This window comes from Leptothrix cholodnii SP-6 (assembly GCF_000019785.1).
Lineage (GTDB): Bacteria > Pseudomonadota > Gammaproteobacteria > Burkholderiales > Burkholderiaceae_C > Sphaerotilus > Sphaerotilus cholodnii.
This window is the reverse complement of sequence record NC_010524.1, coordinates 4,012,996-4,029,666: the sequence shown is the minus strand read 5'-3', so window position 1 is coordinate 4,029,666 and position 16,671 is coordinate 4,012,996. Positions and strand designations below refer to the sequence as shown.

At 69.4% G+C, this 16,671-nt stretch carries 15 protein-coding genes; 5 read left to right on the top strand and 10 right to left on the bottom strand.

Annotated features, from left to right (window positions below; genetic code table 11):
* The first annotated feature begins 99 nt into the window (after positions 1–99).
* Entirely contained in the window at positions 100–1,368 is a 1,269-nt protein-coding gene (lplT, locus tag LCHO_RS17955) for a lysophospholipid transporter LplT (RefSeq protein ID WP_012348609.1), read from the top strand.
* Here the strand turns inward: lplT and LCHO_RS17950 are convergent.
* Positions 1,334–2,575 (bottom strand): glycosyltransferase family 4 protein, encoded by a 1,242-nt coding sequence (locus LCHO_RS17950; RefSeq protein WP_012348608.1) that lies wholly within the window; start codon positions 2,573–2,575, stop codon positions 1,334–1,336. The two genes, lplT and LCHO_RS17950, sit on opposite strands and share 35 nt — an antisense overlap.
* A gap of 20 nt (positions 2,576–2,595) precedes the next feature.
* On the opposite strand from LCHO_RS17950, the gene LCHO_RS23765 reads away from it, so the two are divergent.
* Together LCHO_RS23765 and LCHO_RS17945 are read left to right on the top strand one after the other, a co-directional pair.
* Complete coding sequence (locus tag LCHO_RS23765) at positions 2,596–2,760, top strand: hypothetical protein (protein ID WP_190274819.1); 165 nt, start codon at positions 2,596–2,598, stop codon at positions 2,758–2,760.
* Positions 2,744–3,352 (top strand): hypothetical protein, encoded by a 609-nt coding sequence (locus LCHO_RS17945; protein ID WP_012348607.1) that lies wholly within the window; start codon positions 2,744–2,746, stop codon positions 3,350–3,352. The genes LCHO_RS23765 and LCHO_RS17945 overlap by 17 nt, the downstream gene beginning before the upstream one ends.
* Positions 3,353–3,356: 4 nt before the next feature.
* Here the strand turns inward: LCHO_RS17945 and LCHO_RS17940 are convergent, their stop codons facing one another.
* Positions 3,357–5,006, bottom strand: a complete 1,650-nt coding sequence (locus LCHO_RS17940; RefSeq protein ID WP_012348606.1) for an aminotransferase class III-fold pyridoxal phosphate-dependent enzyme — start codon at positions 5,004–5,006, stop codon at positions 3,357–3,359.
* Positions 5,007–5,070: 64 nt separating this feature from the next.
* Between LCHO_RS17940 and asd the strand changes: the two genes are divergently transcribed.
* Both asd and LCHO_RS17930 read left to right on the top strand, forming a co-directional pair.
* Complete coding sequence (gene asd / locus LCHO_RS17935) at positions 5,071–5,943, top strand: archaetidylserine decarboxylase (RefSeq protein ID WP_012348605.1); 873 nt, start codon at positions 5,071–5,073, stop codon at positions 5,941–5,943.
* A 43-nt stretch (positions 5,944–5,986) separates the two neighbouring features.
* Positions 5,987–7,174, top strand: a complete 1,188-nt coding sequence (locus tag LCHO_RS17930; protein WP_012348604.1) for a glycosyltransferase family protein — start codon at positions 5,987–5,989, stop codon at positions 7,172–7,174.
* On the opposite strand, the gene LCHO_RS22355 is transcribed toward LCHO_RS17930, so the two are convergent.
* The 8 genes from LCHO_RS22355 to LCHO_RS17890 form a co-directional block, all read right to left on the bottom strand.
* Entirely contained in the window at positions 7,111–7,698 is a 588-nt protein-coding gene (locus LCHO_RS22355; RefSeq protein ID WP_012348603.1) for a GNAT family N-acetyltransferase, read from the bottom strand. The genes LCHO_RS17930 and LCHO_RS22355 overlap by 64 nt on opposite strands.
* Positions 7,699–7,764: 66 nt before the next feature.
* Complete coding sequence (gene ppk1, locus LCHO_RS17920; RefSeq protein WP_012348602.1) at positions 7,765–9,825, bottom strand: polyphosphate kinase 1; 2,061 nt, start codon at positions 9,823–9,825, stop codon at positions 7,765–7,767.
* 48 nt (positions 9,826–9,873) lie between these two features.
* Positions 9,874–11,418 (bottom strand): Ppx/GppA phosphatase family protein, encoded by a 1,545-nt coding sequence (locus LCHO_RS17915; protein WP_012348601.1) that lies wholly within the window; start codon positions 11,416–11,418, stop codon positions 9,874–9,876.
* A gap of 308 nt (positions 11,419–11,726) precedes the next feature.
* Positions 11,727–12,653 carry an electron transfer flavoprotein subunit alpha/FixB family protein gene (locus LCHO_RS17910; RefSeq protein WP_012348600.1) on the bottom strand — a complete coding sequence of 309 codons (927 nt, stop codon included), beginning with the start codon at positions 12,651–12,653 and terminating at the stop codon, positions 11,727–11,729.
* A 2-nt stretch (positions 12,654–12,655) separates the two neighbouring features.
* Positions 12,656–13,405, bottom strand: a complete 750-nt coding sequence (locus tag LCHO_RS17905; RefSeq protein ID WP_012348599.1) for an electron transfer flavoprotein subunit beta/FixA family protein — start codon at positions 13,403–13,405, stop codon at positions 12,656–12,658.
* Between the two features lie 16 nt (positions 13,406–13,421).
* On the bottom strand, positions 13,422–13,898 hold the full coding sequence (locus LCHO_RS17900; protein ID WP_012348598.1) for a MaoC family dehydratase: 477 nt from the start codon (positions 13,896–13,898) through the stop codon (positions 13,422–13,424).
* A 16-nt stretch (positions 13,899–13,914) separates the two neighbouring features.
* On the bottom strand, positions 13,915–15,696 hold the full coding sequence (locus tag LCHO_RS17895) for an acyl-CoA dehydrogenase (RefSeq protein WP_012348597.1): 1,782 nt from the start codon (positions 15,694–15,696) through the stop codon (positions 13,915–13,917).
* A gap of 34 nt (positions 15,697–15,730) precedes the next feature.
* Positions 15,731–16,666 (bottom strand): branched-chain amino acid ABC transporter permease, encoded by a 936-nt coding sequence (locus tag LCHO_RS17890; protein ID WP_012348596.1) that lies wholly within the window; start codon positions 16,664–16,666, stop codon positions 15,731–15,733.
* Between the last annotated feature and the right edge of the window lie 5 nt (positions 16,667–16,671).

The window sequence follows — 16,671 nt, the reverse complement described above, 5'->3', positions numbered from 1 at the left end:
CGATACGGGCATCACGCCGGCGAGCCGACTGACGGCATGTTGCGCCGGCCGCCGCGGCAGGCGGCCGCGCGGCCGGATCGTTCGCACACAAGAAGAATCATGCCCCCTGGTTTCCACCTGCTGATCGCCGCCCAGTTCGCTTCCGCGCTGGCCGACAACGCCCTGCTGATCGTGACCATCGCCGTGCTGCAGGAGCGTGGCCTGCCGGGTTGGTGGGCGCCGATGCTGAAGTTCGGTTTCACGCTGTCGTACGTGCTGCTGGCGCCGCTGCTCGGGCCGCTGGCCGATGCCTTCCCGAAGGCGCGCCTGATGGCGTGGATGAACGGCGTCAAGGTGCTGGGCGTGCTGGCGCTGCTGGCGGGCGTGCACCCGATCGCCGCCTTCGTGGTGGTCGGCCTCGGCGCGGCGGCCTATGCGCCGGCCAAGTACGGCCTCATCACCGAGCTGGTCGGCCCGCAGCGGCTGGTGGCGGCCAACGGATGGCTGGAGGTGTCGGTGGTCTGCGCGGCCTTGTTCGGCACCGGCGTCGGCGGCCTGCTGGTCAGCGCGATGGTGCTCGATTCGGCACTCGTCGACGTGGGCCGGCAATGGCTGCAGGCCGTGGCCATCGGCGATGCCGGCGCGCTGAGCGTGTCGCTGTGCGCGCTGCTGGCGATCTACGCGCTGGCCGGCTTGCTCAACATCGGCGTGCCCGACAGCGGCGCGCGTTACGCCGCCTGCGAGATCCATCCGGCCGCGCTGATGCGCGACTTCTGCCGCGCCAACCGCACCTTGTGGCGCGACCACGACGGCGGCCTGTCGCTGGCGGTGACGACGATCTTCTGGGGCGTCGGCGCGACCCTGCAGTTCGCCGTGCTGCGCTGGGCCACCGACGTGCTGCAGCTACCGCTGAACCAGGCCGCCTACCTGCAGGCCGCCGTGGCCATCGGCGTGGTGGTGGGTGCGGCAGCGGCCGGGCGCTGGGTGCCGCTGGCCGGCGCCAAGCGCATGCTGTGGGCCGGCGTGATGCTGGGCCTGTTGATGCCGGCGGTGGCCTCGTCGACCGACCTGCTGCACGCCGTGCCGCTGCTGGCGCTGGCCGGCGCGGTGGGCGGCCTGCTGGTGGTGCCGCTCAACGCCTTGCTGCAGCACCGCGGCTACACGCTGCTGAGCGCGGGACGCTCGGTCGCCGTGCAGGGTTTCAATGAAAACGCCAGCGTGCTGGGCATGCTGGCGGTCTATGCGGCGCTGATCGCGCTCGATGTGTCGATCGTGCCGCTGATGTGGGGCTTCGGCTTCTCGATCGCCGCGGCGATCGGCGCGCTGATGGCGCTCGAACGGGCCCGCTCGCGCCTCAAGCCACCGGGTGACGTCGTGCCGGCAAGGTGATCGTGGCGGGCGCGTCGGCGCTGTGCATCACCTGCCGCAGCACGCCCTCGAAGCGGGCCACGATGCTGTCCCAGTCGAGCGTTTCGGCGGTCTTGCGGGCCTGCAGGCCGATGTCGCGGCGCTGCGCCGCATCGGCCGCCAGTTCGACCGCCGCGCGCACGAACGCCGCCGTGTCGTCGACCGGCGCCAGCGCGCCATTGATGCCGTGGCGGATCAGCTGCGCGGCGGCGGCGTAGGCGAACGCCAGCACCGGCAGGCCGCTGGCCATCGCCTCGGCGGTGACGTTGCCGAAGGTCTCGGTCAGGCTCGGGAACAGGAACAGGTCGGCCGATGCGTAGTGCGCCGCGAGGTCGTCGCCACGGCGCTGGCCGGCGAACACCGCCTGCGGGCAACGTGCCTGCAACTCGGCACGCTGCGGGCCGTCGCCGACCATCACCAGCCGCGCGTTCGGGTCGATCTGGCGGATCGCCTCGTGGGCGCTCAGCAGCACGCCGAGGTTCTTCTCGGCCGCCAGCCGGCCCACGCACATCACCACCAGGTCCTCCGGCCCGGCGCCCCACTGTTCGCGCAGCGCCTGGCTGCGCCGGTGCGGCATGAACAGGCGGGTGTCGACACCGCGCGTGACCACGTTCAGGCGCTCGAAACCGGCCGCTTCGAGCTCGCGGCGCAGCCCCTCGGTGGGCACCATCGTGCAGGTGGTGCGGTTGTGGAAGGCGCGCAGATAACCGCGGATCGGCCGCATCAGGCAGCCGATGCCGTAGTGCTGGCTGTAGGCGTCGAAGTTGGTGCGGAAGTCCGAACTCACCGGCAAGCCCAGCGCGCGCGCGGCCTGCAGCGCCGACCAGCCGAGCGGGCCTTCGGTGGCGATGTGAACGACGTCGGGCCGCTGCGCCTGCCACAGCCGCGTCAAGGCGCGCCCGGCCGGCAGGCCCATGCGCAGGTTCGGATAACGCGGAATCGGCAGCCCGCCCACCAGCACCTGTTCGAAGCGCGCACGCGCGGCCACCGTCTCGCCGGCCTGCTGGCGCGGGCGGATCAGTTGCAGGTCGTGGCCGCGGCGATGCAGGCCCTCGACCACGCGGGCCATCGTCAGGGCCACGCCGTTGACCTCGGGCGGATAGGTCTCGGTGACGACGGCGATGCGCAGCGATCGGTGCGCCGCGTGTTCGACATCGAGCCGGTTGCCTGCGGGCGTGAGGGTGTTCATGCCGACATGCTGCACACGCCATGCAACAGCGCGATGACAGCCGCGGCCTTTCGATGAAGGAGGCGTGTCATCACGCCATCGTCACGCTCCTTTCACGCGGCGTCGACACCATCGCGTCACGCACGGTCTCGTCCGAGGTCGTGCTTCATTCCATCACCGAGGTCCACCGTGAATCGTTACCTTGAAACCCTCGCGACCCAGCGCTGGGACGACCACCGCTACTACCACCACAGCCGCATCAACCAGAGCCTGCACCTGGTCAGCGCGATCAGCTTCCTGGTCGCCTACGTCGTGCTGTTCTTCGATCCGGCGCTGGCCGCGCTGATCGGCTGGTGCGTCTCGATGGTGGCGCGCCAGACCGGCCACTACGTCTTCGAGCCGCGCGGCTACGACCAGGTCAACCAGGCCACCGACGAGCACAAGGAGGCGATCAAGGTCGGCTTCAACATGCGCCGCAAGACCGCGCTGCTGACGGTGTGGGTGCTGCTGCCGCTGCTGCTGTGGCTGCAGCCGTCGCTGTTCGGCCTGATCGAGCCGGCCACGTCGGTGAACGGCTGGATCCACGATGTCGGCATGGCCTGGCTGGCGCTGGGCGTGTCCGGCCTGCTGTTTCGCGTCGGCCAGCTGTGGATCGAGCAGGACCTGCTCACCGGCCTGGCCTGGATGAGCAAGATCCTCACCGACCCCTTCCACGACATCAAGATGTACTGGAAGTCGCCGCTGTACCTGCTGCGCGGCGAGCTGATCGATCCGATGGTGCACGTGCACCATCGCTGATCGCTCAGAAGCGTTGTTTCAGCATCTCGCGCAGGATGCCGCGGCGGATCGACTGGTTGGTCTGCGTGGCATCGCGCCACCACCAGCCGTCGGCCTGCATCGCCTGCGCGGCGGCGACGAAGCGCTGCAGCACCGCCTCGAAGTCGGCGTCGCTGTAGTTCAGGCTGAAGATCAGCCGGCCGCTGCCGACCCAGCTCAGCGCCAGGCCGTGGGCGCGCAGGTAGAACTGCAGCATCCAGTTGTAGCGCGAGGGCTGGGTGTAGAGCACGGTCCAGATCGACGACAGGTTGACCACCTGCACCGGCAGGCAGGCCTCGGCGAGCACGGCGTTGAAGCGCGCCGCGCGCGCGTTCCAGCGCTCGTCGAGGCCGTCGTAGAGGGCCCGCACGTCGGGCATCTCGATGCGCTCGAGAAAGGCGTTCATCGCGCCCATCACGTAGGGGTGCGCGTTGAAGGTGCCGCGCGCAAAGCAGATGTCGGCCGGCCGGTCTTCGCGGAAGCGCTTCATCCATTGGCTCCTGCCGCAGACCACGCCCACCGGCAGGCCGCCGCCCAGCGTCTTGCCGTAGGTGACCATGTCGGCCCGGACGCCGAAGTACTCTTGCGCGCCACCGGGGGCGAGGCGGAAGCCGACGAACACCTCGTCGAAGATCAGCACGATGCCGCGCTCGGTGCAGACCTCGCGCAGCTGCTTGAGCCACGCCGTGTAGGCGGCGCGGTCGAACGCTGCGCGGCGGCTGCTGTCGACCAGCGACGAGTCGCCCGGCGCGCCGGCATTCGGGTGCAGCGCCTGCAGCGGGTTGATCAGCACGCAGGCGATGTCGCGGCGCTTGCGCAGCACCGTCAGCGCACGCGGGTCCAGGTCCTGCAGCGTGTAGGTTTCGCGCGGTGGCAGCGGGTTGCCGGGGCCGGGCTGCACGTCTTCCCACCAGCCGTGATAGGCGCCGCAGAAGCGCACCAGGTGACTGCGGCGGGTGTGATAGCGGGCCAGCCGCACGGCCTGCATCACGGCCTCGGTGCCCGACATGTGGAACGAGACTTCGTCGAGGCCCGAGATCGCCTTGAGGCGCTTGACGTTGTCGAGCACGCACGGGTGATAGGCGCCCAGCACGGGGCCGAGTTCACGCACCCGCGCAGCCCCTTCGTCGATGCAGGCCTTGTAGAAGTCGTAGCCGAAGACGTTGACGCCATACGAGCCGGTGAGGTCGAGAAACTCGTTGCCATCGAGGTCCTCGACCGTCACGCCCGACGAGGCGCGCAGGAAGCTGCCCGACTTGATGTGCTCGCGCAGGTAGGGGCTGTATTGAAACGGCACCCGGTAGTTGCCGGTGAACTGCAGGTCGGCGATGCCCTCGCGGGCCTGCGCGGTCAGGGCCGCGCTTTGCGGGTAGCGCTCGGCGTAGAGCGCGGCCAGCCGGTCGAAACCGGCCTTGCGCCGGGCGGCGATTTCGGCGCTGGCGCCGTCGGAGTTGAAGAAGCGTTGTTCGTCGTACGCATAACCCGGGATCAGCCCGGCGACGCGCTTGGCCATGCGCGAGTGGCCGGTCAGCGAGCGGTGTTTGGCGCGCGAGAGTTCGAGGCGCCGGCGGGCTTTCGGCAAGGTCCAGGCGAGTGCGCCCAGGGCCAGCGCGGTCAGAGCAAAGGTGTTGTCCATTTTGTCGGCAGGGCTCGTTCGAGTGATGTGCCCCTGCTGTCTAACAGTCCCGATTGACAGGCTCATGAAACCCAATCTTCTGCAACGGATCTTCCTTCAGGAGGATCTCAACTTCCTGTTCACCAACCGCGTGCCGCGCATCGCGCTGACCCGGGCGATGGGCTGGTTCAGCCAGATCCGCAGCCCGCTGCTGGCACGCGCGTCGATCGCGGTCTGGCGGCTGTTCACCGACCTCGACCTGAGCGATGCGCGCCAGCAGCGCTTTGCCAGCCTGCACGAGTGCTTCACGCGCGAGCTCAGACCCGGCGCACGCACGATCGACCCCGATGCCGACGTGCTGTGCAGCCCGAGCGACGCGATCGTCGGCGCCTGCGGCGACGTGCAGGGCACGCAGCTGTTCCAGGCCAAGGGCTTTCCGTACGCGCTGGGCGACCTGTTCGGGCCGACGCAGGACAGCACGCCGTTCCACGACGGTGTCTACGTCACGCTGCGGCTGACCTCGGCGATGTACCACCGCTTCCATGCGCCGCACGACCTCGAGGTCGACCACGTCACCTACCTGAGCGGCGACACCTGGAACGTCAACCCGATCGCGCTCAAACGGGTCGAGCGGCTGTTCTGCCGCAACGAGCGCGCGGTGCTGCGCACGCGGCTGTCACGTGGCGGTCAGCCGATCGCGATCGTGCCGGTGGCGGCGATCCTGGTGGCGAGCATGCGCTTCCACTTTCTCGACGTGCTGCTGCATCTGCGCTATCGCGGCCCGCACGAGATCGCCTGCCGCGCGCACTACGCCAAGGGCGAGGAGATGGGCTGGTTCCAGCACGGCTCCACGATCATCGTGTTCGCCCCCAGGGGTTTCACGTTGAGCGAGGGCATCGAGCCCGGTGCCCGCATCCGGATGGGCCGGGCCCTGCTGCAGCTGCCGACCGAGCCTTGAATTCACGTGGCGGTCACGCCTGCGCAACATCATCGCGCCGACCATGAAACACATCGACCTCGTCTATTTCAACTATGGCGGCGGCCACCGTGCCGCCGCGCTGGCGCTGCAGGGCGTGATCCGCACCACCCGGCCCGACTGGCGGGTTCGGCTGGTCGATCTGGTCGAGGTGCTCGACCCGAAAGGCGCGTTCCGCAAGCTCACCGGGCTGGCGCCGGAAGACCTCTACAACAAGCGCCTGGCGCGCGGCTGGACGCTCGGGCTGACGCAGGAGCTCAAGCTGGTGCAGGGTCTGATCCGGCTCGGCCACACGACGCTGGTGCGGCGCCTCGCGCAGCACTGGCTGGCGAGCGAGCCTGACCTGGTGGTCTCGCTGGTGCCCAACTTCAACCGCGCGCTGTGCGAGTCGGTGGCCGGCTCGCTGCCGGGCGTGCCGTTCGTGACGGTGCTGACCGACATGGCCGACCATCCGCCCAACTTCTGGATCGAACCCGGCCAGGACCAGCACCTGGTGTGCGGCACGCCGCATGCCGTGGCACAGGCGCGGGCGGCGGGGTATGCGCAGCGGCAGATCTCGCTGACCTCGGGGATGATCCTGCGGCCGGCCTTCTACGAAACCCCTCGCATCGACCGTGCCGCCGAGCGCAGCGCGCTGGGCCTGGACCCGGCGCGCCCGACCGGCATCGTGATGTTCGGCGGCCAGGGCTCGACGCAGATGGTGACGATTGCCCGCGCCCTGGCCGACCGCCAGCTGATCCTGATGTGCGGCCACAACGAGGCGCTGATCCGCAAGCTGAAGGCGCTGCAGCCGGCCATGCCGCACGCGGTGGTGGGCTTCACGCCCGACGTCTGCCGCTACATGCAGCTGGGCGACTACTTCATCGGCAAGCCCGGCCCGGGCAGCCTCAGCGAGGCGGTGCAGATGAAGCTGCCGGTGATCACCTTCGACAACGCCTGGACCATGCCGCAGGAGCGCTACAACGCGCAGTGGGTGCGCGAGCAGGGTGTCGGCCTGGTGCTGAAGTCGGTGCGTGCGATCGGCCCCGGCGTGACCGAGATGATCGAGCGCCTGCCCGCGCTGCGCGCGCGGGTGTGCACGATCGACAACCGCGCCGTGTTCGAGGTGCCGCAGATCCTGGCGATGCTGATCGCCCGCTCCGCCCAGGATCAGCCGGCGCTGTGTTCGGGCGTGCCCGGCGGCAGCAGCGGGCTGTTGCCGTGCCGGGCATAACCCAGGTGATCGAAGAACGACTGCGCCCCTGAGCGCGCGTGGCCGGACGACAGCGCCAGCTTGCTGGCCCCGCGGGCGCGCGCCCGCGCCGTGGCGTGGTTCATCAGGGCGCGGCCGATGCCGTGGCGGCGGGCGGCGGGGTGGATCACGACCTCCTCGACCAGCGCGATCGGCGTGCCGCGGTGGGCCAGCAGCGGCAGCAGGTAGAACGTCAGGCTGCCGAGCAGGCGGCCGTCTTCCTCGGCCAGCCAGACCTCGCCGCCCGCGCCGTGGATGCGGCGCAGGGACTCGATGGCAGCCGCTGGATCGCCCTCGTCGGCCTGGTCGACCCCGGCGTCGATCAGCAGCTGCAGCAGGCGCGGCAGGTCGAACTCGCCGGCCTGGCGCAGCTGCAGCGAGCGGCTGTCGGCTGGGCCGTCACGGCCCCGGGCGGCCGCCTGCGGCGACAGCGCACGCATCACCTTCATGGCCCCCCGGGCCGTGTTGATGGCCTTGTCGATGGCCGTCTGACTGCGCTTGTTCATGCCGTGTCTCCACTGGGTCACCGAGTATCGATGCCGTTTTTGACAGGCGTTTGAAGCGCGGGGCGCTCAGTACCGGCGCACCAGGGCGCGCTGCGCGCTCAGCCCCCCCGGACCCTGCACGGCGACGTAGCCGCCGTGAGCGTCGAGCGTCCAGGCGTCGATGTCGTCGCGCAGGTAGGGCACCAGGCATTCGTCGATGACGCGCTGGCGCAGCGTCGGGTCGCGCACCGGCCAGGCGATCTCGATGCGGCCGTGCATGTTGCGGCTCATCCAGTCGGCGCTGCTGAGATACAGCGCCTCCTGGCTCTCGCGCGCGCCCCAGCGGAAGTAGAAGACCCGGCTGTGTTCGAGAAAACGTCCGACCACCGAGCGCACCCGGATGTTGTCGGTGTAGCCGGCCACGCCGGGCGGCAGCATGCAGGCGCCGCGCACGATCAGGTCGATGTCGGCGCCGGCCTGGCTGGCCGCGACCAGCGCGGCGATCAGGCCCGGATCGGTCAGCGCGTTGAACTTGGCGACCACGCGCGCGGGCTGGCCGTCCCGCGCGGCCTGGGCGACGCGGCCGAGCAGCGCCACCATCTGCGCGTGCAGGTTGCTGGGCGCGACCAGCAGGTGCTTGGGCGTGCGCAGCGTGTTGAGGCTGGCCAGGTGCTGGAACACGCCTTCGGCGTCGGCGGTCAGGTCGGGGTCGGCGCTGAAGTAGCCGACGTCGGTGTAGAGCCGCGCGGTCTTGGGGTTGTAGTTGCCGGTCGACAGGTGCACGTAGCGCACCATGCGCTGGCCCTGCTTGCGCGTGACCAGCAGCAGCTTGGCGTGGGTCTTGAGGCCGACGATGCCGTAGACCACTTGCGCACCCACCGCCTCCAGCCGCTCGGCCCAGTTGATGTTGGCCTCCTCGTCGAAGCGCGCCTTCAGCTCGACCACCACCAGCACCTCCTTGCCGCGCTGCGCCGCCTCGATCAGCAGCTCCATCAGCACCGACTCGCTGCCGGTGCGGTAGATGGTCTGCTTGATCGCCAGCACCTGCGGGTCGTTGACGGCCTCGCGCAGGAACTGCACCACCGGCTCGAACGACTCGAACGGGTGATGCAGCAGGATGTCGCGCTCGGCGATGCTGGCCATCAGCGGCCGCGTGCGCGGCAGCCGGCCATGTGGCCAGACCGGCTCGTGCGGCTTGAAGCGCAGCTTGGGCGCGTGCGCCTGGTCGATCAGCGAATTGAGCCGCACCAGGTTGACCGGCCCGTTGACGCGGTGCAGCGCCGCCTCGGGCAGGCCGTACTGGCTGAGCAGGAAGTTGCTCAGCACCTCGGGGCAGGTGTTGACCACCTCGAGCCGGATCGCGCGGCCGTAGTGGCGCGCGCTCAGCTCGCTGCGCAGGGCCTTGCGCAGGTCGGTGACCTCGTCCTCGTCGACATCGAGATCCGAATCGCGGGTGACGCGGAACTGCGAGAACGCTTCGACGATGCGGCCCGGGAACAGCTCGCCGAGGTGGGCGCGGATCACGCTCGACAGCAGCACGAAGGCCTGCTTGCCCTCGGCCAGCCGGTCGGGCAGGCGCATCACGCGCGGCAGCGCACGCGGCACCTTGACGATGGCGATGCTGTTCTCGCGGCCGAAGGCGTCCATGCCGCCGAGCTGGGCGATGAAGTTCAGCGACTTGTTGGCGACCTGCGGAAACGGATGCGCCGGATCGAGCCCGAGCGGCGTCAGCAGCGGATGCACCTCGCGGTGGAACAGCTGCGACACCCACTTGCGCTGGGCTTCGTTGCGATCGGCGTGGTTGACGATGACGATGCCGTGCGCGGCCAGCGCGGGCATCAGCTCGTCGTTGAAGATGGCGTACTGCTGGTCGATCAGCTCGTGCGCCTCGCCGGCCACCACCGCCAGCTCGCTGCGCGTGGTGTTGCTGCCGGTCTCGATGGCGGCTTCGAGCGCGTCGGCGAAACGCACCTCGAAGAACTCGTCCATGTTCGACGAGACGATGCAGACGTAGCGCAGCCGCTCGAGCAGCGGCACGTCATTGCGGCGTGCCTGGGCCAGCACGCGGCGGTTGAAGGCAAGGATCGCGCGTTCGCGGTTGAGCAGGGTCAGGCGCTGCTGGGAATCTGATTCGGGCATGCCATGCATGCTAGGCAGGCTGCGTGACGGCCTTGTGACAGTTGTGCGCGTCGGCGTTCAGGCTGGCAGCTCGACCCGCCAGCCGGCGATGCGCCGCCAGTCCTCGGCCTCCTCGCGCAGCAGGTAGACGCTGCGCAGCTGGCGCGCGGCCCAGGCGGGTGGCCAGCCGAGGCGGATCTCGCGGCCGCTGATGGCCAGCTGCAGGCCCTGCGGCGGCTCCAGCCGGGCGTGGCACAGCAGCACCGCCAGGCGCAGTGCCAGCAGCTGGCGCATGCGCTCGGCGTCCGACCACACGGCCTCGACCTTGCGCAGCCCGCCGCGCTGGCCCAGCACCAGCTCGGCCAGGCCGCGCTGCTGGCTCTGCGAGAAACCGGCCGCGTCGACGTGGCCGAGCAGGTAGGCGCTGTGGCGGTGGTGGTCGTGGTGCGACACCATCATGCCGATCTCGTGCAGCGCCGCGGCCCAGCCGAGCTCTCGGTGCAGCTCGAGGCTCGATTGCGGCGCGATCTGCCGGTACAGGTTCTGCGCCAGCGCCTCGACCCGCCGCGCCTGGCCGCGGTCGACGCCGAAACGCTGCTGCAGCTCGGCCACGCTGTCGTCGCGCATGTCGTGGTGCACGGCATGGCGCTCGGCGGCGCGGCGCTCCTCGAGGTCGAAGATCACGCCCTGGCGCAGCGCACCGCGCGCGGGCAGCAGGCCGTCGATCTCGAAATGGGTCGCCAGCGTGTAGAGGATGGCGAGCCCGCCGCCCAGCACCGCGCGCCGGTCGGGCTTCAGGCCGGGCAGCTGCAGCCGGTCGGCCGAGCCGGCTTCGAGGCAGGCGCGCATGCACCAGCGCAAGGCCTCGGGCGTGATGCGGCCGTCGGTCACGCCGTTGGCGCGCAGCAGGTCCGACACCGCGCCGGCGGTGCCCGACGAGCCCAGCGCGTCGCGCCAGTGCTGGCGCGCGAACGGCACCAGCGCCTCCTCGAGCTCGGCGCCGGCGGCCACCTGCGCGGCCTGGAAGGCGGCCGTCGTGAAGCGTCCGTCCGGGAAGAACTGCATCGACAGGCTGACGCTGCCGACCCGGAACGACTCGGCCCGGATCACGTGGGCGCCGTGGCCGATGATCATCTCGGTCGAGCGCCCGCCGATGTCGATCACCAGCCGTGGGGCCTCGCAGGGCTGCAGGCGTGCCACGCCCTTGTAGATCAGGCGGGCCTCCTCGCGCCCCGAGATCACCTCGATCGGATGGCCCAGCGTGGCGCCAGCCAGGCGCAGGAACTCGTCGCGGTTGGTGGCCTCGCGCAGGGTCTGGGTGGCGACCGCGCGCAGCTGCGTCGGCGCGATGCCGTCCAGGCGCTGGCGAAAGCGCGCCAGGCAGGCGAGGCCGCGCTGCGCGGCCTCGTCGCTCAGTCGACCGTCCGGGCCGAGCCCGGCGCCCAGGCGCACGGTTTCCTTCAGGTAGTCGATGCGCCGGTAGCGGCTGGCGCTGCTGCGGCCGATCTCGAGCCGGAAGCTGTTCGAGCCCATGTCGATCGACGCGAGCACGCCGCGCCAGGCGCTGCTGCTGGCATGACCGGTGGCCGGGCGGACGGGATCGCTGGGTTGGGGCTCGATCATCGCGGACGGTGGCGTCGGGGTACGCCGGGTGGCAGGGCTTGCGCCCGATCCCGGGCGTACCAGCCATTCTCACCCGTGCTTGCAGCTGTCCCGAGGCTCGGCAGATCATTTCGCACAGGTTTGTACGCACCGACCTGCCGCCAAGATCGCCCTGTCGCCGCGTTCCCGGTGTGGCCGTTCCTGATGTCACCCGTCATGCCGTCGGCAGCCGATGACCGATAAACCGCTGGCGCAAGCGGTTTTCAGCACCTTGCTGGTCGCTTCGATCGGAGCATGAATCCCCTCTCGTCATGGGTGGCGCCGGGGGCTCAGAGCGCCTTCACCAGCTCCGGCACGGCCACGAACAGGTCGGCCTCCAGCCCGTAGTCGGCCACGCTGAAGATCGGTGCCTCGGCGTCCTTGTTGATCGCCACGATCACCTTGCTGTCCTTCATGCCCGCCAGGTGCTGGATCGCGCCGCTGATGCCGCAGGCGATGTACAGGCTGGGTGCCACGATCTTGCCGGTCTGGCCGACCTGCCAGTCGTTGGGTGCGTAGCCCGCGTCGACCGCCGCGCGGCTGGCACCGAGCGCGGCGCCGAGCTTGTCCGCGAGCGGCGTCAGCACGTCGTTGAACTTGTCGCTGCTGCCCATCGCACGGCCGCCGCTGACGATGATCTTGGCCGCCGTCAGTTCGGGCCGGTCGCTCTTGGCGATCTCGCTGCCGACGAAGGCGCTCTTGCCGCTGTCGGCCACCGCGGCGATGGTTTCGATCGGAGCCGATCCACCGAGCGCCGCGGCGTCGAAGCCGGTGGTGCGCACGGTGATGACCTGGATCTTGTCGCTGCTCTGCACCGTGGCGACGGCGTTGCCGGCGTAGATCGGGCGCTCGTAGGTGTCGGCGCTGATCACCTTGGTGATCTCGCTGATCTGCGCCACGTCGAGCTTGGCGGCCACGCGCGGAGCGACGTTCTTGCCATGTGCGGTGGCAGCAAAGAGGATGTGGCTGTAGTTCGATGCGACAGCGATCACCTGCGCGGTGATGTTCTCGGCGAGCTGCTCTCCGAGGCTCGCGCCATCGGCGTGCAGCACCTTGGTGACGCCGGCGATCTGGCTTGCAGCTTGTGCTGCAGCGGCGCAATCGGCACCGGCCACCAGCACATGGACCTCGCCCAGTTGGGCTGCGGCGGTAACGGTGTTGAGCGTGGCGCCCTTCAGTGCGCCATGTTCGTGTTCGGCAATGACGAGAGCGGTCATGTTCAGATCACCTTGGCTTCGTTCTTGAGTTTGGCCACCAGTGTGGCGACGTCGGGCACCTTGATGCCGGCGCCACGCTTAGGCGGCTCGCTGACTTTCAGCGTCTTCAGGCGCGGGCTCACGTCGACACCCAGGTCGGCCGGCTTGATCGTCTCCAGCGGCTTCTTCTTGGCCTTCATGATGTTGGGCAGCGTGACGTAACGCGGCTCGTTCAGGCGCAGGTCTGTGGTGATGACCGCGGGTAGGCTGAGCGAGATCGTCTCCAGGCCACCGTCGATTTCACGCGTCACGTTGGCACGGCCATCGATCACTTCAACCTTGCTGGCGAACGTGGCTTGCGGCAGGTCAGCCAATGCCGCCAGCATCTGGCCGGTCTGGTTGTTGTCGTCGTCGATGGCCTGCTTGCCCAGGATGATCAGGCCGGGCTGTTCGCGGTCGACCAAGGCCTTCAAGAGCTTGGCCACAGCCAACGGCTGCAACTCATCAGAAGTCTCGACCAGGATGGCGCGGTCGGCGCCGATCGCCATCGCGGTGCGCAGCGTTTCCTGGCACTGCGTGACACCGCAGGACACGGCGATCACTTCAGTCAACACACCCTTCTCACGCAGGCGCACCGCCTCCTCGATCGCGATCTCGTCGAACGGGTTCATGCTCATCTTGACGTTGGCGATGTCCACGCCCGTGCCGTCACTCTTGACGCGAACCTTGACGTTGTAGTCGACCACCCGTTTCACACTCACCAATGCCTTCATGGCTTCGTTCTCCGCTTCAGGCGGCCACACGGGCCGCGGTTGGGGCTGGCGCCGCGGCCTGGCGGCGCCGTTGAGAGGTCGTCATCACCGTCGCTTCACCTTCGATCACCACCGTCTCCCTGACGCGGCAGACGGTCGACAGCACCGCGCGTGCGCGCGCCTCGTCGACCGACAGCACGGTGACCGTCGCATGCACCGTGTCACCTGGGCGCACCGGGGCGCAGAACTTCATCTGCTGGCCGAGGTAGACCGTACCCGGGCCGGGCAGCCGGTTCGCCACCGCGGCCGAGATCACGCTGGCGGTCAGGAAGCCGTGCGCGATGCGCCCGCCGAAGGCCGTGGTCTGCGCGAACTCCTCGTTCGTGTGAACGGCGTTGTTGTCGCCCGAGACACCGGCGAACAGCACGATGTCGGCTTCGGTGATGGTCTTGGAAAAGGTGGCCTGCATGCCGGGGCGCAGGTCCTCGATGTCGTGGCCGTTCATCGGGTTCATGGTGGGCTCCTGTGGCTCAGAACTGGTGGTCGGCCAGCGCCAGCGTGGTGGCTGCGCCGGCGGTGACGATGTCGCGCAGTCCGCCGGCCTCGGCCATCACGTGCGCCATGTAGTGGCGCACGGTCGCGACCTTGGCCGACAGGAAGTCGGTGTCGGCGCTGCCCGCGCTCAGTTGGGCCACCGCGGCCTCGGCGCTGCGTGCCATCAGCCAGCCGCCGACCACCGTGCCGGTCAGCTGGAGGAAGGGCACCGCGCTGGCCGCGGCCTGTGCCGGCTGGCTGGCGCTCACCGCCAGCAGCCAGTCGACCGCATCGGCCAGCGCCTGCAGGCCGCCGCGCAGCGGCTGGCCCAGCGCGACCAGCTGCGCATCGGGCCCGTCGCCGATGCGGTCGGCATCGCTGCGCATCTGCGCGATCAGCGCCCGCATCGTCACGCCGCCTTCGCGGGCGAGCTTGCGGCCGATCAGGTCGTTGGCCTGGATGCCGGTGGTGCCCTCGTAGATCGTCGTGATGCGGGCGTCGCGCAGGTATTGCGCCGCGCCGGTTTCTTCGACGAAGCCCATGCCGCCATGCACCTGCACGCCGTCGGAGGCGATGCCCAGGGCGTTCTCGGTGCACCAGCCCTTGACCACCGGCGTCAGCAGTTCGACCAGCGCCTGACTGCGCGCGCGGGCGTCGGCATCGGCGTGCGCATGGGCGCGGTCCATCTGGCCGGCGGCGTAGTAGGCCAGCGCACGCATGGCCTCGGTGCGCGCCTTCATGTCGAGCAGCATGCGGCGCACGTCGGGGTGGCCGATGATGGTCTTGCTGCCCGTGAGGGTGCGGCCCTGCACGCGGTCGAGCGCATAGGCGCGCGCATGCTGGTAGGCGCGCTCGGAGATGCCCACGCCTTCGAGGCCGACGTTGAGCCGGGCGTGGTTCATCATCGTGAACATGTAGCCCAGCCCCTTGTGCGGCTCGCCGACCAGATAGCCGATCGCCCCCGGCCCTTCGCCGAAACTCATCACGGCGGTCGGGCTGGCGTGGATGCCCAGCTTGTGTTCGATCGACGCGCACACCAGGTCGTTGCGTGCACCCAGGCTGCCGTCGTCGTTGACCAGGAACTTCGGGCAGACGAACAGCGAGATGCCCTTCACGCCGGCGGGTGCCTCGGGCAGCCGGGCCAGCACGAGGTGCACGATGTTCTCGGCCAGGTCGTGTTCGCCCCAGGTGATGAAGATCTTGGTGCCGCTGACGCGGTAGTGATCGCCCTCGGGCACGGCGCGGCTGCGCACGGCCGAGAGGTCCGAGCCGGCCTGCGGTTCGGTCAGGTTCATGGTGCCGGTCCACTCGCCGGCCACCATCTTGGGCAAAAAGCGCTGCTTGAGTACTGCGCTGCCGTGGTGGGCGATGGCCTCGACGGCACCGAGCGTGAGCATCTGGCACAGGCTGAAGGCCATGTTGGCCGACTTCCACATCTCCAGCACGGCGGTCGACACCAGCGTGGGCAGGCCCTGGCCGCCGAACTCGGTGCGTGCGGGCATGGCGTTCCAGCCGGTCTCGCAGAAGCTGGCGTAAGCCTGTCTGAAACCGTCGGCGGCCGTGACCACGCCGGCCTGCCAGCGGGCGCCCTGCTGATCGCCCGGGTAGTTGATCGGATCGAGCACTCCGGCGGCAAACTTGCCGGCCTCTTCGAGGATGGCCTCGACCAGATCGGGCGTGGTCTCCTCATGGCCAGGCAAGGCGCAGACCGCGTCCAGCCCGCCGATCTCCTTCATCGTGAACAGCATCTCGCGCAGCGGCGCTTGGTAGGTCGACATCGGAACAACTCCTCTTGGAATCTGCAATCAGGATTCAGGAACCGGAACGGCGGCCGCGCAGGGCCAGGATTTCGCCGACCAGGCCACGCCGGAAGGCCAGCACGCAGACGACGAAGATCACGCCCATGATCACGGTGACCCAGCTGCCGACCTTGTCGGCCAGCTCGTTCTCGAGCGTGACGATGGTGAGCGCGCCCACCGCCGGGCCGGCGATCGTGCCCAGGCCGCCGAGCAGCGTCATCAGCACCACTTCACCGGACATGTGCCAGTGCACGTCGGTCAGCGAGGCCAGCTGGAAGACCAGCGACTTGAGCCCGCCGGCCACGCCGGCCAGCGCGGCCGACAGCACGAAGGCCAGCAGCTTGTAGCGCGCCACGTCGTAGCCGAGCGAGATCGCCCGCGGCTCGTTCTCGCGGATCGCCTTGAGCACCTGGCCGAACGGTGAACTCACGGTGCGCCGGATCAGCCAGAAGCCCGCCACGAACACCGCCAGCACGAAGAAGTACATCGCGATGTTGTCGTTCAGGTCGATCAGGCCGAACAGCTTGCCGCGTGGCACCCCCTGCAGGCCGTCCTCGCCGCCGGTGAAGGGCAGCTGCACCGCCAGGAAGAAGACCAGCTGTGCCAGCGCCAGCGTGATCATCGTCATGTAGATGCCCGAGCGGCGGATCGACAGCGCCCCCACGCCCAGGCCCAGCACGGCGGCCACCGCTGCGCCGGCCAGCACCGCGAGCTCGGGCGTGAGGCCGTAGTTCTTGCTGAGCGCCGCGCAGACATAGGCCGCACCACCGAAGAAGGCCGCATGGCCGAACGACAGCAGGCCGGCAAAGCCGAGCAGCAGATTGAAGGCCGAGGCGAACAGCGCGAAACACAGCACCTTCATCAGGAAGGTGGGATAGAACACGAAGGGGGCCACCAGGGCCAGCGCGAGCAGCGCCAGCCAGCCCGCGTTCAGTCGGATGAGTTTCATGGACA

Bases quoted from the DNA above. Each gene is read 5' to 3' on its own strand.
- lplT (WP_012348609.1), top strand. From the start codon at position 100: ATGCCCCCTGGTTTCCACCTGCTGATCGCCGCCCAGTTCGCTTCCGCG.
- LCHO_RS17950 (WP_012348608.1), bottom strand. From the start codon at position 2,575: ATGAACACCCTCACGCCCGCAGGCAACCGGCTCGATGTCGAACACGCG.
- LCHO_RS23765 (WP_190274819.1), top strand. From the start codon at position 2,596: ATGCAACAGCGCGATGACAGCCGCGGCCTTTCGATGAAGGAGGCGTGT.
- LCHO_RS17940 (WP_012348606.1), bottom strand. From the start codon at position 5,006: ATGGACAACACCTTTGCTCTGACCGCGCTGGCCCTGGGCGCACTCGCC.
- asd (WP_012348605.1), top strand. From the start codon at position 5,071: ATGAAACCCAATCTTCTGCAACGGATCTTCCTTCAGGAGGATCTCAAC.
- LCHO_RS17930 (WP_012348604.1), top strand. From the start codon at position 5,987: ATGAAACACATCGACCTCGTCTATTTCAACTATGGCGGCGGCCACCGT.
- LCHO_RS22355 (WP_012348603.1), bottom strand. From the start codon at position 7,698: ATGAACAAGCGCAGTCAGACGGCCATCGACAAGGCCATCAACACGGCC.
- ppk1 (WP_012348602.1), bottom strand. From the start codon at position 9,825: ATGCATGGCATGCCCGAATCAGATTCCCAGCAGCGCCTGACCCTGCTC.
- LCHO_RS17915 (WP_012348601.1), bottom strand. From the start codon at position 11,418: ATGATCGAGCCCCAACCCAGCGATCCCGTCCGCCCGGCCACCGGTCAT.
- LCHO_RS17910 (WP_012348600.1), bottom strand. From the start codon at position 12,653: ATGACCGCTCTCGTCATTGCCGAACACGAACATGGCGCACTGAAGGGC.
- LCHO_RS17905 (WP_012348599.1), bottom strand. From the start codon at position 13,405: ATGAAGGCATTGGTGAGTGTGAAACGGGTGGTCGACTACAACGTCAAG.
- LCHO_RS17900 (WP_012348598.1), bottom strand. From the start codon at position 13,898: ATGAACCCGATGAACGGCCACGACATCGAGGACCTGCGCCCCGGCATG.
- LCHO_RS17895 (WP_012348597.1), bottom strand. From the start codon at position 15,696: ATGTCGACCTACCAAGCGCCGCTGCGCGAGATGCTGTTCACGATGAAG.
- LCHO_RS17890 (WP_012348596.1), bottom strand. From the start codon at position 16,666: ATGAAACTCATCCGACTGAACGCGGGCTGGCTGGCGCTGCTCGCGCTG.